This window comes from Hydrogenophaga intermedia, from assembly GCF_000723405.1.
GTDB classification, from domain to species: domain Bacteria; phylum Pseudomonadota; class Gammaproteobacteria; order Burkholderiales; family Burkholderiaceae_C; genus Hydrogenophaga; species Hydrogenophaga intermedia.
Genome location: NZ_CCAE010000028.1, coordinates 33,351 through 55,751 on the forward strand (window position 1 = coordinate 33,351; position 22,401 = coordinate 55,751).

Here is a 22,401-nt window from a genome sequence, read left to right on the forward strand (position 1 = left end):
CGGGATTTTACCGGCGGGGGCTCAACGGCGCTCGGGCAGCTCGATCTTGACCTCGAGCACGTCGAGGTTGTCCTGGCGTTCGAGCTGGACCTTGATGTCGTCCGGGTTGATGCGGATGTACTTGCCGATCACCGCCACCAGCTCGCGCTGCAGCGAGGGCAGGTAGTCGGGTTCGGCGGCGCTGCGGCCCGAGCGCTCGTGCGCCAGGATGATTTGCAGGCGCTCCTTGGCGACGGACGCGGTCTTCTTCTTCTCACCCAGCAGGAAGGACAGCAGGGACATGCCTCATTTCCCTCCGAACAGGCGCTTGAAGAAGCCTGATTTTTCGGCCTCGATGAAGCGCAGGGGCTTGTCGTGGCCGAGGAAGCGGTCGATCACGTCGCCGTAGGCCTCCGCCACGTCGCTGCCCTTGAGGTGGATGGCCGGCGTGCCCTGGTTGGACGCGGTCAGCACGGATTCGCTCTCGGGGATGACGCCGATGAGCGGGATGCGCAGGATGTCCTGGATGTCCTGCAGGGAGAGCATCTGACCGTCGGCCACGCGCGAGGGGTTGTAGCGCGTGATGAGCAGGTGCTCCTTGATCGGGTCCTTGCCGTCGATGGCGCGGCGGGTCTTGCTGGAGAGCATGCCCAGGATGCGATCGGAGTCGCGCACGCTGGAGACCTCGGGGTTGGTCACCACCAGGGCCTCGTCGGCGTAGTGCATGGCCATGAGGGCGCCGGCCTCGATGCCGGCGGGCGAATCGCACACGATGTAGTCGAAGCCCATGCCGCTGAGGTCGTCGAGCACGCGCTTGACGCCTTCCTGGTTGAGGGCGTCCTTGTCGCGCGTCTGGCTGGCGGCCAGGATGAACAGGTTCTCGACCTGCTTGTCCTTGATGAGCGCCTGGTTGAGGTTGGCCTCACCCTGGATGACGTTGATCAGGTCGTACACCACGCGGCGCTCGCAGCCCATGATGAGGTCGAGGTTGCGCAGGCCGACGTCGAAGTCGATGACCGCGGTCTTGTGGCCGCGCAGGGCCAGGCCCGTGGCAAAGCTTGCGCTGGTGGTGGTCTTGCCCACCCCTCCCTTGCCGGAGGTGACGACGACGATTCGGGTCATGGAATGGCTCCGTGGATGCGTGTGAAGGTTCAGGTGGACAGGGCGTCGATGACGAGCCGGTCGCCCTCGGCGTTGCTGAGCAGGCGCACCTGCGCGGGCTTGCCGTGCAGGGCCTCGGGCAACGGCACCTCGCTGGTGCGGTAGACGCCCGCGATGGAGATGAGTTCGGGCGCCATGGCCAGGGAGAAGATGCGCGCCTGCGCATTGCCACGCGCACCCGCCATGGCCTTGCCGCGCAGCGGTGCGTACACGTGGATGTGGCCGTCGGCGATGACCTCTGCACCGGGATTGACCATGGCCATGACCACGAGGTCGCCGCCGCGCGCGTAGACCTGCTGGCCCGAGCGCAAGGGCTTGTCGATGACCAGGGCGCCAGGGGCCGGGACGGGTGGCGGCGGTGGCACCGCCACGGGCGCGGCGCTGGCGGACGGCTCAGGGGCCTTGCCCTGGCGAGTGAGCAGCGGCGCATCGGCCAGGGGCAGGCCGGCGGCCTGGGCCGCGGCGCGCTGGGCGTCACCGGCCACGTTCACGGCCACGGGGCGCAGGCGGTGCGCGCGCAACAGCTCGCTCACCTGCAACAGGTCGGGCAGAGCCTCGTCGCCGCTCAGGCCTTGCAGGTCGATAAGCAGCGGGTCGTGGTCGAAGAAGTCGGGCTGGTCGCCGTAGCGCTGGCCGAACTCGCGGCGCAGCAGATCGAGGTCGCCCGACTTGAGCAGCAGCGCCAGCAGCGGCAGGTGAACGCTCTTGAGATCGAAACTGGCGGGCGCTTGGCCGCCGAGGGACACGGGCATTGCTAGGGTCTGCTCACTCGGCCAATGGGCACGGCGAAAGCCGCGCAGTGTAGCAGCGGGTACAGGCGCCTTTGTGAGCAGCTGTCACCGGATGTTGGAACAAAGCTGTGGGTATTTCCGGGACAAGCAGGGACTTGTCCACAGATCGGGCGCGTGGCCGCGTGTTGTCCCCATTCGTGTGCCAGGTTCGGGCGGGTACTTCACACAGACTTGTCAGGATCGAAAAATCCTTGTCACGAAAGGACAAGGGGCGCTTGTCCACAGCGGACGGCGCCCCTTATCTACTACAACTAATTTAAGTAATTGATTCAGTAAGAAGAAGTCAGAGACGGGGTTGGCGGGGTTCGCCATGGCCTTTGAAGCCCTGGCCGCCGTGGTTCATGGGGCCGCCGCGGTGGCCCACGTGCCTCGCACCGCCGATGCCCATGCCACGTTGCGCATCGAAGGCCTTTTGCTGCGGAGGCGTGAGCTGCGCGTAGAACTGGCGGATCGCGTCGTGGCGTTGGGCCATCTGGCGGTCACGCTCGGCCTTCATGGCGTCCAGGCGGTCCAGGCGCTGCGGCGTGCTGAGCTTGGCCCAGTCCGCGCGGCTGAGGCGTTCACCACCGGCGGAGCGGGCGGCGGGTTTCGTCTTGGAGAGGAAGTCGTTCCAGGCCGATTCCTGTTCAGGGCGCAACTGCAGGCTGTCTTTCAGGCGCGACTGGTGCTCGGCGATGCGTTGCTGCATCCGTTCCATGCGCTGTGCGTGGCGCTGTGGGTCGTGGCGAGGGGCCTGCACCTGGGGCTTGGTGGCGCTGGCGGCGGGCGCCGGCTGGGCCGGGGTGCCGACGTTCTGCGCCAGGGCGCCGAAGGACAGGGCCGTGATGGCGGTGGCTGCGGCGGTCACGGCGAGGGCGCGGCGGCTGAAGATCGAGGGTTTCATGGGCACTCCTTTGAACAATGGGACCACCGGCTGGTGGCGTGGGTCTCACTGTGCGCGGGCTCTGTGCAGCAAAGTGGCAGGCTCTGTGTGGTTCTTGTAAAGATCCATGTCAGCGCCACCGCCCAGGTCGTCGAGGATGGGGCAGTCGGGACGGTCATTGCCGGGGCAGCGTTGCACCAGGTCCTGCAGGGTGCGGCGCATGGCTTCGAGCGCGGCGATGCGTTCGGCCAGCTCGTCGATGTGCTTCTGAGCGATGCGCTTGACGGTGTCGCTGCTGCGCCGCCGGTTGTGCCAGAGGTTCACCAGGTCGCGGATCTCATCGAGGGTGAAGCCCATGTCGCGCGCGCGGCGGATGAAGCGCAGGGTGTGCACGTCGGATTCGGCGTACTGGCGGTAGTTGCTGTCGGTGCGCCGCACAGCGCCGAGCAGGCCCAGGCCTTCGTAGTGGCGCAGCATCTTGGGGGAGATGCCGCTGAGTTGCGCGGCCTGACCGATGTTGACCGGCCAGGCGGTGGCGAGGGTGTCCATCACGCCGCTACCGCGTAGCCTTCTTCGCGAATGGCCGCGGCGATCTTCTCGCGCGAGGCGGTGCTGTCGACCTCGACGAGGTTCTGTGGCCGGTCGATGCGCACTTGGGCCTGGGGGTCGAGCTGCTTGATGGCGTTGGTGACGCTGCGCTCGCAGTGGCCGCAGGTCATGCCTTGGACGTTGAAGGTCTGGTTCATGGAAGAACTCCTGTGTGGGGGTGAAGGCATTCTCAAGCTTGACATGGTGTCAAGGTCAAGCGTGCGGGTTTGCGATGTATTCATGCGCTTGACCTGCGTCAAGGCGCGGGCGGCCATCGCGTGGGAAGCTGTGAACTCCAGTCCGAGGAGACACGTCATGAAACGCGACGCCCTGAGCACCATCCGCGACGAACACGCAAGCCTGTCGGCCATGCTGCGTTCCATGCTCGTGATGATTGAACGAGGGCCGGAGACGGACGGTCCCGAGCGCTTCTTCGATGTGCTGCGCGCGATGCTGTTCTACATCGGCGAGTTTCCCGAACGGCTGCATCACCCGAAAGAGTCGGACCTGCTGTTTCCGCGCGTGGCGCGCGCCGCGCCACACACGATGGAAGCGATCCAGCGCCTGGAAAAAGACCACCTGGGTGGTGAGAACCGCGTGCGCGAGCTGATGCACCTGTTGTTGGCCTGGGAGTACCTGGGCGAACCCCGGCGCCGCGAGTTCGTGAGCGAGGCGAAGGACTACGTGAACTTCTACCTGGCCCACATGAAGCTGGAGGAACAGGTGGTGCTGCCCGCCGCCGAGCAATGTCTCGATGAGGCCGATCGCCGCGCGCTGGACTCGGCCTTCGCCAAGCACGTGGACCCCTTGAGTGCCGAGGGTTCGCGCGATCCGGCCTTCGACCGCTTGTTCACGCGCATCGTTCGCCTGGCGCCGTCGCCCGTGGGCGTGGGCTGAGGCTCAGTCGGCCAACGCGACGAGCAGTTCGTCGAACACGGCCAGAAGTCGCTCCACGTCGGTTGGCGTGGTGGCGGGGCTGGCGAGCATCATGTTGTGGAAGGGTGTGAGCAGCACACCGCGGTTGAGCATGAACAGGTGGGTCAGCGATTCCAGTTCGCCTTGCGCGAGTTCGCGCACGTCCTGTGCGTGGCGCGGCGTGCGTGGCATGAACTGAAGCTCCAGCCGCGCGCCCAGCCGCGTCACGGTCCAGGGGCGGCCGGCGGCGCGCAGGCGCTTCACCAGGCCGTCCTGCAACAGTGCGGCGATGGCCAGCATGTGCGCGTAGTTCGCTTCGGTGTGCAGGTGGGTGAGCGCTGCTTCCAGTGCGGCCATGGCCAGTGCATTGCCCGAGAGGGTGGTGCCGATGCCGCTGTGACCCTCTGGTGCGGCCTCCTTGGCACGCACCATGCGCTGAGCCAGCGCGGTCGTCACGCCGTACACCGCGCAGGGCAGGCCGCCAGCCACGGCCTTGCCGACCACGACGGCGTCGGGCTCGAGACCATGGGCGCGGGCGTAGCCGCCGAGCGCTGTGGAGATGGTGTGAGTCTCGTCCATGACGAACAGCGTGCCGTGGCGGCGGCAGAGTTCGCGCGCGACGGGCCAGTAACCCGTGTTCGGTGGGATCAGGCCGCAGTTGGTCAGGGCGGGCTCGGCCAGCAGGCAGGCCACGTCGTGGCGCGCGAGCGCGGCCTCGAGCGCGGCGAGGTCGTTGAACGGCACCACGCGTGTGTGGGCGTGGTGGTTGTGCACCTGGCCCAGCAAGGAAGGGCGACGCACCGTGGTGCCCGAAGCCACGTCCAGGTCCACGAGGGTGTCGTCCACCGCGCCGTGGTAGCAGCCGTCGAACACCAGCACCTGGGGCCGGCCGGTGGTGGCGCGCGCCCAGCGGAGCAGGAAGCGGTTGGCGTCGCTGGCCGACAGCGCCAGTTGCCACACCGGCAGGCCGAACACGCGCTGCAGGGCCTCGCCCACGGCCACGGTGTGCGTGGACGGCAGCATGCAGGTCAGGCCCCGTTCGGCCTGTTGCGCGATGGCCTGTGCCAGCGGCTCGGGGCTGTGGCCGAACATGGCGCCGGTGTCGCCGAGGCAGAAGTCGCTGTAGCGCAGGCCGTCGGCGCAGAACAGCGCGGCACCCTGGGCCCGCTCGACCGCGAGCGTGGCGGGGCCGGGCCAGTCGCGCATCCAGTGCAGGGGCACGCCGAAGAGGAAGTGGGCGCGCGCGGCCTCGGCCTGGGCCATGGAGCGCGGGTGCGTGGCGACGAAGCGTTCAGATTCCTGGCGCCGCAGCGCCGCCAGTCGTTCGGAAGGAATGGCCAGGGCGTTCATGCGGCCACTCTACGGCCTGCGGCGCGATCGGCACAGGGCCAGTGCGCGGCGGGGTTGAAGGACCGGCGCGACAGTGGGTGCGGGCGCCTGCGCCCACAATGCCGGCCATGCCCTTGCCGACACCTCTGTCGCCACCGATGCCGTTGATGCGCCTGGCCCTGGCCCTGTCGCTCGGGGCGGCCGTGTCGCTGGGTGTGACGCGCTTCGCCTACGGCCTGTTGCTGCCACCCATGCGCGACGACCTGGGCTGGAGCTACACGCTGGCGGGCACCATGAACACGGTCAACGCGGTGGGCTATCTGGTGGGTGCGCTGTTGACGCCGGTGCTGATGCGTCGTGCGGGGCCATCGGCGTTGTTCCTGTGGGGTGGGTGGCTAGCCACGCTGCTGATGGGTGTGGCGGGCTTTCTGGTGGCGCCGGAGGCGCTGCTCGCTCAGCGCCTGCTGGCGGGTGTGCTGAGCGCGTTCCAGTTCATCGCGGGTGGCCTGCTCGCGGCGCGCCTGGCCGCACGCGACATCGCGCGTGGCAGCCTGCTGTTGAGCCTGTACTACGGCGGCGCGGGCCTGGGCATCATCGCCTCGGCGCTGGCGGTGCCGCTGATGTTGCAGGTGGCTGCCACGCAGCCGCACGCCTGGGCCTGGGCGTGGTGGGGTCTGGCCGTGCTGTGCGCGCTGGCCTCGGTCTTCATGGCCTGGCCCGTGCGGGTGCTAGACGAACCGCCGGCGCCGGTGGGTGAAGTGGTGGGCGCAGCGGCCGGCCCGCCGTCCGTGCGTCTGCGCGACATGGGCTGGTTGCTGCTGGGCTACGGGCTGTTCGGCGCGGGCTACATCGGCTACATGACCTTCTCGGTCGCGCTGCTGCGCGATCAGGGCCTGTCGGCGCTGGGCATCACCACGTACTTCACGCTGCTGGGCGTGGCGGTGGTGGTGGCGCCGCGCGTGTGGGCCGGCCTGCTCGACCGCGAACGCGGTGGCGGCGCCTTTGCGCGACTGAACGCGCTGCTGGCGGTGGCGGCGTTGATGCCGGTGCTGGCCAGCGGCTGGGTGGTGGCGCTGGTGTCGGGCCTGCTGTTCGGCCTGTGTTTTCTGTCGGTGGTGGCCTCGACCACGGCCTTCGTGCGCCACAACCTGCCGCCCGCGTCGTGGGCGCGGGGCATCAGCAGCTTCACCATCTGCTTCGCGGTGGGGCACATCGTGGGCCCGGTGCTCACGGGGCTGATCAGCGATGGGCCGGGCGGTCTGGCGCGAGGCCTGGTGTTCTCCGCCTTGGCACTGGCGCTGGGGGCCGCGTTCGCGTGGCGCCAGCGCCCGCTGTAAGGGCTTCGCGTCGCCTCGGACGGCATGACTTCCTCAAGCGGAGTCGACTGGCCCTGGGCACAATTTCGGCATGCGCCGATCCGCCCGCCTCACCCTGTGGTTCCTGTTGCCCGTGCTGCTGCTCGCGGGCCTGCTGTTCGCGCTGCAGCGCTGGGTGACGAGCGAGGGCTTTCGCGATCGCCTGGCGGCCGAGGCGAGCGAGTTGCTGGGCGCGCCGGTGCGTGCGCAGGCCATTGGCCTGGCACTGTGGCCGGTGCCCGGCGTGGCGGTGGACGGGCTGAGCATCCAGGCGCGCACGCCGCTGTCGCTGCAGCGGGTGGAGCTGCGGCCGCGCTGGTCGGCTCTGCTGGCCGGGCAACTGCGTGTGCAGACGCTGGTGGTGCGCCAGGCGGTGCTGCCCGAGGCCACCATCGCACTGCTGGGCGCGCGCGTGGGCGCGGCGCAGGCCTCACCGGCCGGGGCCGCGGATGAGGGCACCGACGACGCCATCGATTTTTCGTTGCTGCCGCGCGAGCTGGTGCTCGACGAGGTGAGCTGGTTGGCGGCCCATGGCGCGCGCACCACGGTGAACGCCGACCTGCGGTTCTCCGAGGACGGCTGGCCCGCCAAGGCCGAGCTGGCGATCGTGGGCGGTGCGTTGCGCGGCACCACGGCCACGCTGAGGCGCGAGGGCGAGGCCACGGCCTGGGCGCTGGACGCGCGCGTGGGTGGTGGCCGGGTGCGCGGACCGATCGAGGTGAAACTGCCCGAGCCCGGCGCGAAGGAACGGCGCGTGGTGCTCGATGGTTCGCTGCGCACCGAGGGCGTGGAGGTATCGGCCCTGACAGCGCCGAGCAAGCCGCTCACGGGCCGCCTGCAGGCCGAGACCACGTTGGGCGCGCGCTTTCCCGAGCGCGTGAGCGCGGACGCGCTGGTGAACGCACTGCGCAGCGACACGCGCTTCACGGTGACTGGCGCCACGCTGCACGGCCTGGATCTGTTGCGGGCGGTGAGCACGGTGGGCCTGTCCAGCGGTGGGCTCACCCAGCTCGACACGCTGGCGGGTCAGGTGGCCACGCGGGGCAAGGCCATCCAGTTGTCGAACCTGGTGGCGAGTTCGGGCCTGTTGGCGGCCACAGGCGACGTGGCGATCTCACCGAATCGCGCGTTGTCGGGCCGTGTGCGCGTGGACGTGACGCGTGGCGCCACGGCCGGTGTGGTGGGCGTGCCGCTGGCGGTGGGCGGCACGCTGGACGACCCGCAGGTGACGCTCACGCGCGCCGCGCTGCTGGGCGCGGCCATCGGCACCGCAGTGATGCCGGGCGTGGGCACTGGGGCCGGCGCCAACCTCGGCGATCGACTGAGTGAAGGCCTAAAGGACCTGTTCGGCGAGAAGCGGTAGCTCCGCGCGTCTGCGCGGGACTTGTGTTCGGGCGCCCGGCCGGACGCTCGGCGAGGGTCATGCCGGCACGGACTCGTGGCCCGGCGCGCCCATCCGGCGCTCGAACGCCTCGCCATAGCGTCGCCGTGCCCAGGCGTTGAACGAGACGATGAGGATGTCGCGGTGCCCCGGGCCGGGGCCGGCGGGCAGGATGTCGGTGGCGTGGTGCCACATCCTGTCGTCGGCCAGGACGATGGCTTCCTGCGGTTGCAGCACGTCTTCGAAGAAGCATGGGCCGCCGCCCGTGGGCATGAGCTGGCTCACGCCGCCGGTGATGTTGTGGCGGGAGAAGACGGCGTTCATGACGAACTCGTGCCCGTCGCGGTGCGGACCTTCAGGCACGGCGATGCCCTTGATGTCGTTCGAGGTGATGACGCGCACCTGGTGTACGTTGATCTGGTAGAGCTGGTCCTGTTCGAGCCAGGCGGCGCTGGCGCCCGCCGCCACCTGGGGCGTGGGGTCGAAGCGAATGGGCTCGAATTCGCGGAGCACGCCGCCCGTCACGCCGCTGTACTGGCGGCACTGGATGAAGGGCCGGTGCGGCAGCCGTTCCGTGCGCCACTCATCGCCTTCGAACCAGAGGCGGAATTGCGAGAAGCGCCGGTAGCGTTGAAGGCCGCCGGTGTAGGGGTCGAAGGGTAGCGTGTCGAACTCGCGCATCGCCTCGTCGGACAGCGGCGGAACAGTGAAGCGGGCGTAGGGGCGGAGTGGGGAGGTCATGGGGCGCGCAGTCTGTCTCAGCGGCAGCGATGAGTCATGAAGGAGACATGACCGCTGCCGAGTGCGCATGACCGGGTGTCGGCCCATCGGGGAAGACACCCGCACGACACGAACTATCGGGGTGTCCGCCCGGTGCAGAAAGTCACGAGCTGGGGCGCGGCGCCTGCGCCGATGGGAGATGGATGCGCTGGATCGGCGCGGCGGCGACGGCCTCGCGCGCGAGATCGCGCGCACGGTCCATCAGGGCGCGCGCGTCCCAATCCGTCGGCCAGCCTTGCCACAGTCGCAGGCGGCCCTGCACCAGCACGGCCTCGATCTGGCCGCGGTGGGCCAGGCGCACCAGCTCCCAGCCCAGGTCCCACGAGGGCGTGAGCTCGGGCACGTCGAGGTCGATGAGCAGGGCGTCGGCCGCCAGGCCCGGGGCGATGCGACCGGTGACCCGCCCGAGGCCAGCCGCATCGGCCCCCGCGCCCGTGGCCATGGAGAGCCAGGTCCAGCCGGCGCCGGTGGAGAAATCGCCCACGTCCATGCCGCTGGTGAGGCGCTGCGCGGTCTCGGCCGCGTCCATCAGGCGAAAGCCGTCGCTGCGCGTGCCGTCGGTGCCCAGGCCCAGGCGGATGCCCAGGCCGTGCATCAGCAGCGCGGGCGCCACGGCGTTGCCCTTCCAACTGCTGGCCACGGGGTTGTAGCTGACGGCCGCGCCGCTGTCGCGCAGCAGGGCCAGTTCGTGCGGCGTGACCATGGTGGCGTGCGCGGCCAGCAGTTCGGGGCCGAGGGCGCGCGCGTGGTGCAGCACCTCCAGCGGGCGCCGGCCGCGCGCGATGAGCGAGCGCTCGATGGAGGCCAGGTGTTCGTTGAGGTGCACCTGGAACACGGCGCCGGCCTCGCGGCACAGCGCGGCCACGCGGGCCAGCATGGCGTCGCTGGCGGCCTCGGGGATGGAGATGGCCAGCGAGGCGTGGAGCAGGCCGTCGGGGTGGTGGGCGCTCAGGTGGCGCTCGGCCTCTCGCACGATGTTCGCGGCGGCGGCCTCGTCCAGACCGGCGTCGTTGCAGGTGCGCGCGAGCACGCAGCGGATGCCGCTTTCCCGCACGGCGGCCTCCAGCGCCTGCAGGCCGTGTTCAGAGCGCGTGCCGGCGTCGCACACGGTGGTGAAGCCGCCGCGCAGCGCCTCCAGCGCGGCCAGGCGTGCCGAGACGTGCAGGGCCTCTTCGTTGAGGTGCTGCTCCAGTGGCACCCAGATGCGGCGAAAGATCTCCGAGGGCTCGCCAAAGGCCAGGGCCTTGCCGAAGGACTGCGTGAGGTGGTGGTGGGTGTCGACGAAGCCTGGCATGAGCAGGCGGCGTGGCAGGTCGACGGGCGTGAGTCCGGGGTGGCGCTGCGCCACCTCATCGGCGGGCCCCACGTCGGCGAAGCGGCCATCGCGCAGCAGCACGGCCAGGTCGGGCCGCGGCACCTCGTCGATGAGCGTGAGTTCGGGGCGCAGCAGCGTTTCGGGGGCGCCGAGGGCGGTGCGGAGGTCCATGGCGGGCTTTCGTGTTCAGGCGAGGAGGAACCAGGCGCCGGTGGCCAGGAGCACGGCGGCGGTGGCCGCCTGCAGGGGACGTGGGTTGGCGCGGCGCGCCAGGCGGCGACCGGCCCAGGCGCCCAGCAGCAGGGCGACGGCGATGGTGGCGCCCAGGCGCCAGTCGAGCCGGCCGGCCAGGGCGTGTGTGGCGCTGGAGGCGATGGCGATGGGCAACTGGATGACTTGCGCGGCGACGATGGCGCGCGACAGCGGGCGGCGCATCAGCATCAGGATCGGCAACAGCATCACCGGCCCACCGGTGCCCGACAAGGCCGAGCCCAGGCCGACGCCCAGGCCCAGCGCGATCTGTCCGCCCAGGCCGGGCCAGGGGTGGTCGGCGCGCGGATCGGGTCGGTGCAGACGCCACAGCGCGTGCGCGCCGGAGGCGAGCGCGAGCAGGCCGATCCAGCCGCGCACCGCGTCACCCGGCGCCCAGGCGGTGAGCGCGGCGCCCGCACCCGCGCCGAGCAGGGCCGTGAGCATGAGCGGCGCGTCGCGTCGCAGGTGCGCGAGCGCGCCCGAAGCGTTGCCGGTGAGCGCGTAGGCGCCGGTGACGAGAAAGGCCAGGCTGGAGGCGGCGATGGCCTCGGGCAAGGGCACGCCCAGCAGGCTGCTGAGCGCGGGCACCACCAGCACGCCGCCGATGGACGTGGCGCCGATGGCCGCGCCGGCCAGCGCGATCACGGCCCAGGCGAGGGCTTCGGTGCCGGTCATTCAGGTTTTATCTCGGCGGCTTTGACGGCCGCGGCCAGCGTCTCGCGCTCGCGCTTGAGCAGCGCGCCGAACGCTTCGCGCTCCACGCTCAGGGGCCGCAGGCCGGCGGTGTTCATTTTCTCGACCAGGCCCGGGTCCTTCAGCGCCTCGCGCAGGCCATCGGCCACGCGCTGCACGAGGGCGGCGTCGGTGCCGGCGGGCGCGAACAGGCCGTACCAGGAATCCACGTCCACCGACTTCAGGGCTGGGGTCTCGGCCAACGCGGGAATCTCGGGCAGCAAGGGCCAGCGCTGGCGCGTGGTGACGCCGTAGGCCTTGACCTTGCCGTCTTTGATGAAGGGCTGCGCCAGCGAGATCGGCATGACCGCGAGTTCGATCAGTCCGGCCGACAACTCGGTGAGCACCTGCGGGCCGTTCTTGTAGGGCACATGCACGATGTCCACGCCCGCCCCGAGCTTGATGATCTCGGCCGTGAGGTGCATGGAGGTGCCCACACCGTCGGTGCCGTAGTTGAGCTTGCCGGGCGCCTGGCGCGCGGCGGCGATCAGCTCGGCCGTGCCGGCGGCGCCGAGCTTGGGGCTGCCGATGAGCACGAAGGGCGAGCTGGCCACGGTGGCGATGGGCGCGAAGTCCTTGAACACGTCGTAGCGCACGATGGAGGGCTTGACCACCGGTGCCACGTTGATGGGGCTGGCCACGGCGAACAGCAGAGTGTAGCCGTCGGCCGGTGCGCGCGCCACGCGCTGGGTGCCAATGGTGCCCGAGGCGCCGGCCACGTTCTCGACGACGAACGGCTGCTTCAGGCGCTCGCCCAGGGCCTGCAGCGTGAGGCGGGCGGCGGCGTCCACGCTGCCGCCCGGTGCGAAAGGCACCACGACGGTGACTGGCCGGTTGGGGTAGCCGGCGGCTTGCGCCAGACAGGTGCCGGCTGCGCTGGCCAGCGCAGCGGCGAGGATGAGGCGGCGGGAGAGGGCGCGGAACGGGGTGGACATGTGAAACTCCTGACAGGATGGAGAGGCACCCGGCGGGTGAGGCGATTCAACTTGATATAACAAGTCATGACAAGTGAAGCAAACACCGTTCCAGGATCCACGGGGTCGGCAGGCAATGGCCTGACCCTGCGCGCGCAGGTGCGCGAGGCGCTGCGCGCGGGCATTTTGCGCGGCGACTGGCGCACACACGACCGCCTGCCCAGCGAGAACGAGCTGATCGAGCGGCACGGGGTGAGCCGCATCACGGTGCGCCAGGCGCTGGCCGACCTGGCGGGCGACGGCCTGATCGTGCGCGTGCAGGGCAAGGGCTCCTTCGTGGCGCCGGCGCCGGTGCGCCAGGAGCTCTCGCGCCTGCAGGGCCTGTCGGAAGCCTTGGGCGGGCAGGGGCGCGAGGTGCTCACGCGCGTGCTCTCGCTGAGCCGGGCCGGATTGCCGGCGCGCGCTGCCCAGGCCCTGGGCCTGCCGGCGGGCACGCCCTGCGTCGAGTTGCAGACCCTGCGTTTCGCCGACGGGCAGCCGCTGTCGCTCAACAGCATCTGGATCGAGCCCACCGTGGGCGACACGCTGGACGAAGCCGCGCTGGCGCAGACCGACCTGCTGACGATCTACGAGAGCGCATTGAACCTGCGCGTGACGCGCGCGGCGGTGGACATCGGCGCGGCCCTGGCCACGGCGCGCCAGCGCAAGCTGCTGGGCCTGGCCGATCCGGCGGCGGTGCTGCGGGTGGAGCGCACGGTGTTCACCACGGACGACCGGCCGCTGCACTTCGAGGCCAGCACCTACCGGCCCGAGGCCTTCAGCTACCGGCTGGAACTGGCGCGCTAGTTCGTGGCGTGAGGGGAGCCGCGCCGAGCCGTCTGGCGGGATGCGGGGTGGACGGCGGAGGCGTCGCCCAAGTGGCCCCCTGGGGCGGGCCGGCACGGGGCTATCGTCGCCCCTCCCGCCGCATGGCGATCCCCAGACAACACCCCGTTCACCCATGGCCCTTGGTCAGTTCGCCTACGCCAACAACAGCAACCGGTTCCTGGCCTGCGCGCCACTGGCCGAGCAGCCGTACGCGGTGTGCGGCATCCCCTTCGACGGCGTGGTGACCAACCGCCCCGGCGCGCGTTTCGGGCCGCAGGCCATCCGCGCGGCCAGCCTCATGCTCTGCGACGGCATCCACCCGGTGTTCGACGTCTCGCCGCTGGAGCACCTGGGCGACGCGCTGGACATGCGCCTGCCCAACGCCTCGCCACTGCCCGAGGTGCGTGCGCACATCGAGCGCCAGGCGAGCGAGCTGATGGCCAGGCACCACTGCGTGTTCCTGGGCGGCGACCACTCGGTCACCCTGTCTCTGCTGCGCGCGGCCAAGGCGCGCCACGGCGGCGAGCCGCTGGCTCTGGTGCACTTCGACGCGCACTGCGACACCTGGAGCGACCACTTCGGCGAGCCCTCGGGCCATGGCACCTGGACCTACGAGGCCATCCAGGAAGGCCTGGTGAGCGCGGCGCACACGGTGCAGATCGGCACGCGCTCCAGCGGCGAGCGCGCCGCGCGCGACTACGTGGCCGACCAGGGCGGGCAGATCTTCACCGCGCGCGACTTGCGCGGGCTGGACGGCTCGGCCCTGCGGCCGGTGGTCACCGCCATCCGAGAGCGCCTTGCCGGGCGCCCCGTGTACCTCACGCTCGACATCGACGTGCTGGACCCCGCCTTCGCGCCCGGCACCGGCACGCCCGAGCCCGGCGGCCTCACCAGCTCGCAGGTGCTGACCTTCCTGGAAGAGCTGGCCACGCTGAACTGGATCGGCATGGACTGTGTGGAGGTGGCCCCGGCCTACGACCACGCCGAGCTCACCAGCAACGCGGCGGCCTGCTTCGTCTGGACGTACCTGGCGGGTCGCGTGGCCCGGGCGGAAGCGTGATGTCCCTCATTGGCTCGGACACGCAACTGAATCAGCGCAGCTACTACGAGGCCAGCGTGCAGCGCGGCCCGGCGCGCGCGCCGCTGCAGGAGCACCTGAAGGTTGACGCGCTGGTGGTGGGCGCCGGCTTCTCGGGCCTGTCGGCCGCGCTGGAGATGGCGCAACGCGGCCTGTCGGTGGTGGTGCTGGAGGCCGATCGCATCGGCAGCGGCGCGAGCGGGCGCAACGGCGGCCAGGCCATCGTGGGCTACGCGAGCGGTCAAGGCCCGTTCGAGCAGCAACTGGGCCGCGAGGACGCCGAACGCGCCTGGACGATGTCGCTGGAGGCTATCGACCTGATCGACCAGCGCATCGCCGAGCACGGCATTCACTGCGACCGCCGCTTCGGCTACGTCTATGTGGCCGAGAGCGCGCGCAAGGCGCGCGAGCTGCGCGAGGAAATGGATGGCCTGGCCGCGCGCGGCATCGCGGTGGACTGGGCCGAGGGCGCGGATGCGCGCCGGCTGATCGGGACCGACCATTACGCGGCGGCGGCGCGCGAACAGCGCAGCGGCCACCTGCACCCGCTGAAGTACGCCCTGGGCCTGGCGCGCGCCGCCGAGGCCGCGGGCGTGCGGATCTTCGAACAATCGGCCGTCACCAGCCTGCAGCGCGGCGACACCTTGATCGCGCGCACCGCGCGCGGCCAGGTGTCGGCACGCTTCGGCGTGCTGGCGGGCAACTGCATGCTGCCCGAGTACGGCCCGCAGGTGGCGCCCGAGATCGCGGCGCGCATCATGCCCGTGGGCACCTACATCCTGGGCACGGCGCCGGTGGACGCGAACCTGGCCGAGCGACTGATCCCCGGCGACGCGGCGGTGTGCGACAACAACTTCGTGCTCGACTACTTCCGCTTCAGCGCCGAGCGCCGCATGCTCTTCGGTGGCCGCGTGAGCTACACCACCATGACCCCGCGCCGCCTGGAAGACACCATGCGCGCGCGCATGGCGGCGGTCTTTCCCGAACTGCGCGCGGTGCCGGTGGAGCACCTGTGGGGCGGCTTCGTGGACATCAGCATGAACCGCGCGCCCGACTTCGGCCGCCTCGGGCACAACCTGTACTACCTGCAGGGCTTCAGCGGCCACGGCGTGGCGCTCACGGGCCTGGCGGGCCAGCTCGTGGCCGAAGCGGTGGCGGGTCAGGCGGGGCGCTTCGACCTGTACGCGCGGCTCAAGCACCACCGCTTCCCCGGCGGCGCGCTGCTGCGCACGCCCAGTCTGGCGCTGGGAATGTGGTGGCACCGCTTGCGCGACGCGGTGTGACCTTGAGGTCTTACAAATCCAAAACCCAACTTTAGATTTGCAAGAGCCAGGTCGTTCAGTTCGGTATCGCCTGCCGCACGGCCGCGGCCACCACCGGCCCGCAGCGCTTGATCTCCTCCAGCGCCGCATAGCCATACCCAATGACCAACCCACGCAAATCCTGCCGCTGCAGGCAGTAGGCCGACAGGGGCCGCACCGTGAGGCCCTGCTGTGCGAGCCGGCGCGCCAGGGCCTGGTCGTCCACCGCCAGCGGCAGGCGCAGGCACAGGTGCAGGCCCTGTTCGGCGCCGCTGATGCGCGGCGCGTCGGGGCCGTCGCCCAGCACCGGCCTCAGGGCCTCCAGCAGGCAGTGGCGGCGCTCGGCGTAGGTCTGGCGCGCGCGGCGCAGCGAGCTGGCGAAGTGGCCCATCTCGATGAACTCGGCCAGTGCCGCCTGCGTGGGCATCTGCCCCGGGCGGTTGAGGTCGTAGTGGGCCTGGCGGAAGGCCTCGATCAGGCCCTTGGGCACCACCAGGTAGCCCAGCTTGAGGCCCGGGTAGAGCACCTTGGAGAAGGTGCCCATGTAGAGCACGCGCCCGTCCGGGTCGAGGCCCTCCAGGCTGGACAGCGGCGGGCCGCTGAAGCGGTATTCGCTGTCGTAGTCGTCCTCGATCACCCAGGCGCCGTGCGTGCGCGCCGTGGCGAGCAACTGGTGGCGCCGCGCCAGCGACATCACCGCACCCACGGGGTATTGATGCGAGGGCGTGACGTAGATCAGGCGCGGCGGCCTGGCGTCGTCGGCCGGCGTGGGGCTGATGCCCTGTTCGTCCACCGCCACCGGGTGCACGGCCAGGCCGGTGGCGATGAAGGCCTTCATGGCGCCCCAGTAGGCCGGGTCTTCCACCCAAACGGTGTCGCCGTGGTCGGCCAGCAGGCGCGCGCAGAGCTCCAGCGATTGCTGCGTGCCGGTGGTGACGATGACCTGGTCGGCGTCGAGCTGCACGCTGCGGAAGACGCGCAGGTAGTCGGCAATGGCGCGGCGCAGCGGCGCGTAGCCACCCGAGGTGTTGTAGTCGAGCATGTCCGGGTAGGTCATGCGCCAGTGCTTGTTCTGCAGCCGCTGCCACAGGGTGAGGGGGAAGGCCGAGAAGTCGGCGATGCCGGGGGTGAAGGGTTGCACCTCCAGCGCACCGGCGCTGAAGCTGTGCGCCAGCGCATGGCCGCGCGTGGACAGGCGCGCTGGCTGGTGCTGCGGCGCCTGGCCCGGCGCGCGCGGGCCGCGTGCCAGTGCACTGCGTGGCACGTGGTCGTTCACATAGGTGCCGCTGCCCACGCGGCTGGCCAGGTAGCCCTCCACGCTGAGCTGGTTGATGGCAGCGACCACGGTGTTGCGCGAGAGGTTCAGGTCCTCGGCAAGGTCGCGGCTGGAGGGCAGGCGCTCGCCGGCGCCGAGCTTGCCGTCCAGCATGGCGCGGCGCAGGGCCTCGTAGAGTTGGCGGTGCAGGGGCAGGGCGTCTTGCGCGCCGAGGCGGTTCATCTCGGCCAGCAGGTATTCGGACAGCATGGATGTAGCGGTACCGGAGCAGGGTAAGTGGCACCACGGGATGGGCACAACTGGCCCTCATTGTGATCCAATTTGCCGACCACAATGGTTCGAGAAAGTGTGGAGATCCCATGAACAAGCCGCCATGCATGGTCTGGCTGCCCGCCGACCACCGACTGCTGGGCGACCACGGGCACCAGATGCCCTTTCTCTTGTTGGGCGACAAGTACGCGCGGGCCGTGAAGGTCGGCGCCCAGGCCCAGCCGGTGATGTTTCCCCTGGCCGAGGTCGAGCAGATCGATGAGTTGCTCGGCATGGTCGACGGGGTGATGCTGACCGGCTCTCCCTCCAACGTGCACCCCTCGCACTTCCAGGAGGAGGTGGCCGACCCCAGCCTGCCGCTCGACCAGGACCGCGACCTGCTCACGCTGGCGCTGGTGAAGGCCTGCGTGCACCAGGGCGTGCCGCTGCTGGGCGTGTGCCGCGGCTTCCAGGAGATCAACGTGGCCCTGGGCGGCGCGCTCTACCAGCGCGTGCACCAGGTGCCCGGCATGAACGACCACCGCGAGCCAAAGACCGCGCCGCCCGACGAGCAGTACGCGCCGCGCCACCCGATCCGCATCGCACCGGACAGCGTGATGGCCGAATGGGCCGGTGGCACCGAGGCCGAGGTGAATTCCCTGCACGGCCAGGGCATCGCGCGCCTGGCTGAGGGCCTGACGCCGCTGGCCTGGGCGCCGGACGGCCTGGTCGAGGCCTTCTGGGTGAAGGGCGCGCGCACCTTTGCCTACGCCATGCAGTGGCACCCCGAGTGGCGCTGCTGGGAGACGCCGTTCTACGCCAACATCTTCGAGGCCTTCGGCCGCGCCTGCCGCCAGCGGCGCAGCCTGCGCTTGCAGGCGAACGACCTGGCGCGCAGCCAGCCCGGGTAGGTTCGATTCACGTACCCTGAGCACCCGAACGAACCGAAACCAACCCGAGGAACCGGCCATGAGCGCCCCGAAGAACTTCAACGAGCTGGAGAGCTGGCTCAACGAACACCGCGTCACCGAAGTGGAATGCCTGGTGCCCGACCTGACCGGCGTGGCGCGCGGCAAGATCCTGCCGCGCGAGAAATTCACCGAGGACCGCGGCATGCGCCTGCCGCACGCCATCGTGGCCATGAGCGTGACGGGCGAGCAGCCCGCCAGCGGCCCCTACTACGACGTGGTGGAGCCCACCGACCGCGACATGCAGCTGCGCCCCGACCCGACGACGGTGCGCATCGTGCCCTGGGCCACCGACCCCACGGCGCAGGTCATCCACGACTGCTTTGACCACAAGGGCAAGCTGGTGCCCTACGCGCCGCGCAGCGTGCTGCGCCGCATCTGCGGCCTGTACGAGGCCGAGGGCTGGGACCCGGTGATCGCGCCCGAGCTGGAGTTCTACCTGACCGCCCGCAACACCGACCCCAACACCCTGCTGCGCCCGCCCATTGGCCGCAGCGGGCGTGCCGAGACCTCGCGCCAGGCCTACTCCATCGACGCGGTGAACGAGTTCGACCCGCTGTTCGAGGAGATCTACGAGTACTGCAACCTCATGGGCCTGAACGTGGACACGCTGATCCACGAGATCGGCGCCGGGCAGATGGAGATCAACTTCTTCCATGACCACCCGCTGGGCCTGGCCGACGAGGTGTTCTTTTTCAAGCGCACCGTGCGCGAGGCCGCGCTGCGCCACGACATGTACGCCACCTTCATGGCCAAGCCCATCGCGGGCGAGCCGGGCAGCGCCATGCACATGCACCAGAGCGTGCTGAACAAGGAAACCGGCCAGAACATCTTCAGTCACCCCGACGGCACGGCCACCGACGAGTTCTTCCACTACATCGGTGGCCTGCAGCGCTACATCCCGGCGGCCATGGCGCTGGTGGCGCCCTACGTGAACAGCTACCGGCGCCTCTCCCGCCACACGGCCGCGCCGATCAACATCGAGTGGGGCCACGACAACCGCACCGTGGGCATCCGCTCGCCGATCGCCTCGCCCGAGGCGCGCCGGGTGGAGAACCGCGTGATCGGCGCCGACGCCAACCCCTACGTGGCCATGGCCATGACCCTGGCCTGCGGCTACCTGGGCATGAAGAACAAGATCAAGCCCAAGCCCGAGATGAAGGGCGACGCCTACCTCTCGCCCTACGCGCTGCCGCGCAGCCTGGGTGAGGCGCTGGACTGGCTGCGCCGCGAGCCCGACCTGCACGAGGTGCTGGGCCACGAGTTCGTGACGATCTACACCGAGATCAAGGAACTCGAATTCGACGAGTTCATGAAAGTCATCTCCCCCTGGGAAAGAGAGCACCTGCTGCTGCATGTTTGAACTGGAATCTCCGCGATGAACCCGAACCCCCTGATCGCCCCGCCCGCGCTGGTGCGCCGCGCCGAGCAGCACGACACCAAGGCCATCCAGGCGCTGGACAGCGCGCACTACATCCACCCCTTCACCGACCACGGTGACCTGGCCACGCGTGGTTCGCGCGTAATCACGCAGGCCCAGGGCATCTATATCTGGGACTCGGAAGGCAACAAGATCCTGGACGCGATGAGCGGCCTGTGGTGCGTGAACGCGGGTTATGGGCGCAAGGAGTTGGCCGAGGCGGCCTACCAGCAGCTCATGACGCTGCCCTACTACAACAGCTTCTTCCAGACCACCAACGTGCCGGCGGTGCAACTGGCGGCCAAGCTGGCTGCGTTGGCGCCCGAGGTGCGGGGCCGCAAGTTCGAGCACGTGTTCTTCTCCAGCAGTGGATCGGAGAGCAACGACACCAACGTGCGCCTGGTGCGCCGCTACTGGGACCTGATGGGCCAGCCGCAGCGCAAGACCATCATCGGCCGCCACAACGCGTACCACGGCTCCACCATGGCCGGGGCGTCGCTCGGCGGCATGAGCGGCATGCACGCGCAGGGCGACCTGCCGATCCCGGGCATCGTGCACATCGAGCAACCCTACTTCTTCGAGAACGGCCGACCCGGCGAGAGCGAGGCCGAGTTCGGCCTGCGCGCGGCGCGCGCGCTGGAGGAGAAGATCCTGGAGATTGGTGCCGACAAGGTGGCGGCCTTCATCGCCGAGCCGGTGCAGGGCGCGGGCGGCGTGATCATTCCGCCGGCCACCTACTGGCCCGAGATCCAGCGCATCGTCGACCAGTACGGCATCCTGCTCATCAGCGACGAAGTGATCTGCGCCTTCGGCCGCCTGGGCCACTGGTTCGCCTACGAGAAGTTCGGCTACCGGCCCGACCTGGTGACCTTCGCCAAGGGCGTGACCAGCGGCTACATCCCGCTGGGCGGGGTGATGGTGGGTGATCGCATCGCGAAGGTGTTGATCGACAAAGGCGGCGAGTTCAACCACGGCTACACCTACAGCGGCCACCCCGTGGCCTGCGCCGTGGGCCTGGCCAACCTGGAGCTGATGGAGCGCGAGGACCTGCCGCGCAAGGTGCGCGAGGAACTGGCCCCCTACCTCGCCAAGCGCTTCGCCGAGATCGGCGAACACCCGCTGGTGGGCCTGGCCGAGACTTGTGGTTTCGTGGCAGGCCTGGTGCTCGTGAAGGACAAGGCCTCCAAGGCCATGTACGACCCGGAACTGGCCGTGGGCATGATGTGCCGCGCCCATTGCTTCCGCAACGGGCTGATCATGCGCGCCGTGGGCGACCGCATGATCATCGCGCCGCCGCTGGTGATGACGCGCGAGCAGATCGACGAGATGGTGGCGCTGATCCGCCGCTGCCTGGACGACACGCTGAGCGAATTGCGCGAAAAGGGCCTGCACGCATGACTAGAATGACCGCCGATCCCTTTTCTGGGGCACGGCGGTCGACGGAACGGGCTTCCCGGGTCTGGAACTTGCATGCCCTGGGCGGGTCATCCGCCGCCACGCATGAGCGGTTTTGGTCCCAACCCACCTCCTTTGGAGTGAGCAACACCATGAAGAAGCACGTTCTGGTTCTCGCGATGGCGGCCGTGATGGTCGCCGCCTGCGGCAAGAAGGAGGAGCCCGCTCCTGCCCCCGCACCCGCGCCCGTGGCCACCGCGCCGGCCCCGGCGCCCGCACCGGCCGGCCCGGTGCTCGACGACGAGAAGGTCCTCAACGTCTACAACTGGCCCGACTACATCACCGAGACGCTCATCGCCGACTTCGAGAAGGAGTACGGCGTGAAGGTGAACTACGACACCTTCGAGAACAACGAGGCCTTGCACGCCAAGCTGGTGGCCGGCAACTCGGGCTACGACATCGTGATCCCCACCGCCGGCTTCGCCAAGAAGCAGATCGATGGTGGCCTGTACCAGCCCATCGACAAGAGCAAGCTGACGAACTACGGCAACCTCGACCCGGACTTCATGGCCAAGATCGCCGGCGTGGACCCGGAGAACAAGCACCTGGTGCCCTGGGCCTGGGGCTTCACCACCGTGGGCATCAACAAGCAGAAGGTGGAGAAGGCGCTGGGCGGCATGGCCATGCCCGAGAACGCCTGGGACCTGGTCTTCAAGCCCGAGTACTCGAGCAAGCTGCGCTCCTGCGGCATCGCCTACCTCGACTCGCCCAGCGAGATCCTGCCGGTGGCGCTGCACTACGTGGGCAAGCCCGCGTACAGCGAGAACCCCGAGGACTTCAAGGCCGCGCGTGAGATGCTGATGAAGGTGCGCAAGGACGTGCGTCTGTTCTCCAGCACCATGATCGACGACATCGCCAGCGGCAAGGCCTGCGCCTTCATCGGCTGGTCGGGCGACATCAACATCGCCGCCGACCGCGTGAAGGAAACCGGCGGCAAGGATGAGATCGTGCCGCTGCTGCCCACCGGCGGCGGTCTGGTGTTCATCGACACCATGGCCATTCCGAAGGACGCCAAGCACGTGAACAACGCGCACGTGTTCATCGACTTCTACCTGCGCGCCGCCAACGCCGCTGCCATGGCCAACGAGATGAACTACCCCACCGGCAACAAGGCCGCGCTGCCCGACATCAAGGACGAGGTGAAGAGCAACAACACCATCTTCCTGGGCCCCGAGGACACGGCGCGTCTGATTCCCACGGGCGGTTTCTCCAACGAGATCTCCGGCACCCTCAACGACACCTACAACGCGTTCAAGCGCGGCAAGTAAGCGTCCGCGCCGCTCGGCAAGCACCGGGGCTGTTCATCCACCAGGGACGAACAGCCCCTTTTCTTTTGGAGGCTCCTTCATGAACGATGTGAGCGTCCAGTCAACCCATCTTGACCGGCCGCAAGCGGCTCATTTGGACTGCTACTTTGCACCGATGTAGGCCAC

General features: G+C 69.6%; 22 protein-coding genes. 10 read left to right on the plus strand and 12 right to left on the minus strand.

Annotated elements, in window-relative coordinates:
* Nucleotides 1-21: 21 nt before the first annotated feature.
* From minE to BN948_RS15870, 6 genes are all read right to left on the minus strand, one after another.
* Nucleotides 22-282, minus strand: coding sequence for a cell division topological specificity factor MinE (gene minE / locus BN948_RS15845; RefSeq protein ID WP_009515173.1), 261 nt, complete (start codon nt 280-282; stop codon nt 22-24).
* Nucleotides 283-285: 3 nt separating this feature from the next.
* Nucleotides 286-1,101 (minus strand): septum site-determining protein MinD, encoded by an 816-nt coding sequence (gene minD / locus BN948_RS15850; protein ID WP_009515172.1) that lies wholly within the window; start codon nt 1,099-1,101, stop codon nt 286-288.
* 29 nt (nt 1,102-1,130) lie between these two features.
* Nucleotides 1,131-1,892, minus strand: a complete 762-nt coding sequence (gene minC / locus BN948_RS15855) for a septum site-determining protein MinC (RefSeq protein WP_009515171.1) — start codon at nt 1,890-1,892, stop codon at nt 1,131-1,133.
* Nucleotides 1,893-2,214: 322 nt separating this feature from the next.
* The gene (locus tag BN948_RS15860; RefSeq protein WP_009515170.1) at nt 2,215-2,814 is read right to left on the minus strand and encodes a Spy/CpxP family protein refolding chaperone; all 600 of its coding nucleotides are present in this window, start codon (nt 2,812-2,814) and stop codon (nt 2,215-2,217) included.
* A gap of 45 nt (nt 2,815-2,859) precedes the next feature.
* Nucleotides 2,860-3,342, minus strand: coding sequence for a Cu(I)-responsive transcriptional regulator (gene cueR, locus BN948_RS15865; protein ID WP_009515169.1), 483 nt, complete (start codon nt 3,340-3,342; stop codon nt 2,860-2,862).
* Entirely contained in the window at nt 3,342-3,539 is a 198-nt protein-coding gene (locus tag BN948_RS15870) for a heavy-metal-associated domain-containing protein (RefSeq protein WP_009515168.1), read from the minus strand. Before BN948_RS15870 ends, cueR begins: the two co-directional genes overlap by 1 nt.
* A 157-nt stretch (nt 3,540-3,696) precedes the next feature.
* On the opposite strand from BN948_RS15870, the gene BN948_RS15875 reads away from it, so the two are divergent.
* Nucleotides 3,697-4,278, plus strand: coding sequence for a hemerythrin domain-containing protein (locus tag BN948_RS15875; RefSeq protein WP_009515167.1), 582 nt, complete (start codon nt 3,697-3,699; stop codon nt 4,276-4,278).
* 3 nt (nt 4,279-4,281) lie between these two features.
* Here BN948_RS15875 and BN948_RS15880 read toward each other — a convergent pair whose 3' ends face one another.
* Nucleotides 4,282-5,646 (minus strand): transaminase, encoded by a 1,365-nt coding sequence (locus BN948_RS15880; protein ID WP_009515166.1) that lies wholly within the window; start codon nt 5,644-5,646, stop codon nt 4,282-4,284.
* Nucleotides 5,647-5,744: 98 nt separating this feature from the next.
* Between BN948_RS15880 and BN948_RS15885 the strand changes: the two genes are divergently transcribed.
* The gene (locus BN948_RS15885) at nt 5,745-6,962 is read left to right on the plus strand and encodes a YbfB/YjiJ family MFS transporter (RefSeq protein WP_035622501.1); all 1,218 of its coding nucleotides are present in this window, start codon (nt 5,745-5,747) and stop codon (nt 6,960-6,962) included.
* Between the two features lie 70 nt (nt 6,963-7,032).
* Nucleotides 7,033-8,343, plus strand: coding sequence for an AsmA family protein (locus BN948_RS15890; RefSeq protein WP_009515164.1), 1,311 nt, complete (start codon nt 7,033-7,035; stop codon nt 8,341-8,343).
* A gap of 57 nt (nt 8,344-8,400) precedes the next feature.
* On the opposite strand, the gene BN948_RS15895 is transcribed toward BN948_RS15890, so the two are convergent.
* The 4 genes from BN948_RS15895 to BN948_RS15910 all read right to left on the minus strand — a co-directional run bounded on the left by BN948_RS15895 (nt 8,401) and on the right by BN948_RS15910 (nt 12,375).
* Nucleotides 8,401-9,102 (minus strand): 2OG-Fe dioxygenase family protein, encoded by a 702-nt coding sequence (locus BN948_RS15895; protein WP_009515163.1) that lies wholly within the window; start codon nt 9,100-9,102, stop codon nt 8,401-8,403.
* A 142-nt stretch (nt 9,103-9,244) separates the two neighbouring features.
* Nucleotides 9,245-10,627 (minus strand): amidohydrolase family protein, encoded by a 1,383-nt coding sequence (locus BN948_RS15900; RefSeq protein ID WP_009515162.1) that lies wholly within the window; start codon nt 10,625-10,627, stop codon nt 9,245-9,247.
* 15 nt (nt 10,628-10,642) lie between these two features.
* Nucleotides 10,643-11,383: a sulfite exporter TauE/SafE family protein gene (locus tag BN948_RS15905; RefSeq protein ID WP_035622504.1), complete on the minus strand. Its 741-nt coding sequence runs from the start codon at nt 11,381-11,383 to the stop codon at nt 10,643-10,645.
* A complete protein-coding gene (locus BN948_RS15910) occupies nt 11,380-12,375 on the minus strand; it encodes a Bug family tripartite tricarboxylate transporter substrate binding protein (protein WP_009515159.1) in 996 nt (331 codons plus the stop codon). The genes BN948_RS15905 and BN948_RS15910 overlap by 4 nt, the downstream gene beginning before the upstream one ends.
* 66 nt (nt 12,376-12,441) lie before the next feature.
* Here BN948_RS15910 and BN948_RS15915 point away from each other — a divergent pair, with 66 nt between their 5' ends.
* From BN948_RS15915 to BN948_RS15925, 3 genes are all read left to right on the plus strand, one after another.
* A complete protein-coding gene (locus BN948_RS15915) occupies nt 12,442-13,200 on the plus strand; it encodes a GntR family transcriptional regulator (protein ID WP_009515157.1) in 759 nt (252 codons plus the stop codon).
* Between the two features lie 154 nt (nt 13,201-13,354).
* Complete coding sequence (speB, locus tag BN948_RS15920) at nt 13,355-14,281, plus strand: agmatinase (RefSeq protein WP_009515155.1); 927 nt, start codon at nt 13,355-13,357, stop codon at nt 14,279-14,281.
* Complete coding sequence (locus BN948_RS15925; protein WP_009515153.1) at nt 14,281-15,582, plus strand: NAD(P)/FAD-dependent oxidoreductase; 1,302 nt, start codon at nt 14,281-14,283, stop codon at nt 15,580-15,582. The genes speB and BN948_RS15925 overlap by 1 nt, the downstream gene beginning before the upstream one ends.
* A gap of 55 nt (nt 15,583-15,637) precedes the next feature.
* On the opposite strand, the gene pdxR is transcribed toward BN948_RS15925, so the two are convergent.
* On the minus strand, nt 15,638-17,125 hold the full coding sequence (gene pdxR / locus BN948_RS15930) for a MocR-like pyridoxine biosynthesis transcription factor PdxR (RefSeq protein WP_009515152.1): 1,488 nt from the start codon (nt 17,123-17,125) through the stop codon (nt 15,638-15,640).
* A 110-nt stretch (nt 17,126-17,235) separates the two neighbouring features.
* Between pdxR and BN948_RS15935 the strand changes: the two genes are divergently transcribed.
* The 4 genes from BN948_RS15935 to BN948_RS15950 all read left to right on the plus strand — a co-directional run bounded on the left by BN948_RS15935 (nt 17,236) and on the right by BN948_RS15950 (nt 22,236).
* Complete coding sequence (locus BN948_RS15935; protein ID WP_009515151.1) at nt 17,236-18,036, plus strand: gamma-glutamyl-gamma-aminobutyrate hydrolase family protein; 801 nt, start codon at nt 17,236-17,238, stop codon at nt 18,034-18,036.
* 58 nt (nt 18,037-18,094) lie between these two features.
* Entirely contained in the window at nt 18,095-19,456 is a 1,362-nt protein-coding gene (locus tag BN948_RS15940; RefSeq protein WP_009515150.1) for a glutamine synthetase family protein, read from the plus strand.
* A 15-nt stretch (nt 19,457-19,471) separates the two neighbouring features.
* Nucleotides 19,472-20,911, plus strand: a complete 1,440-nt coding sequence (locus BN948_RS15945; RefSeq protein ID WP_009515149.1) for an aspartate aminotransferase family protein — start codon at nt 19,472-19,474, stop codon at nt 20,909-20,911.
* A 149-nt stretch (nt 20,912-21,060) separates the two neighbouring features.
* The gene (locus tag BN948_RS15950) at nt 21,061-22,236 is read left to right on the plus strand and encodes an extracellular solute-binding protein (protein WP_009515148.1); all 1,176 of its coding nucleotides are present in this window, start codon (nt 21,061-21,063) and stop codon (nt 22,234-22,236) included.
* Nucleotides 22,237-22,401 lie beyond the last annotated feature (165 nt).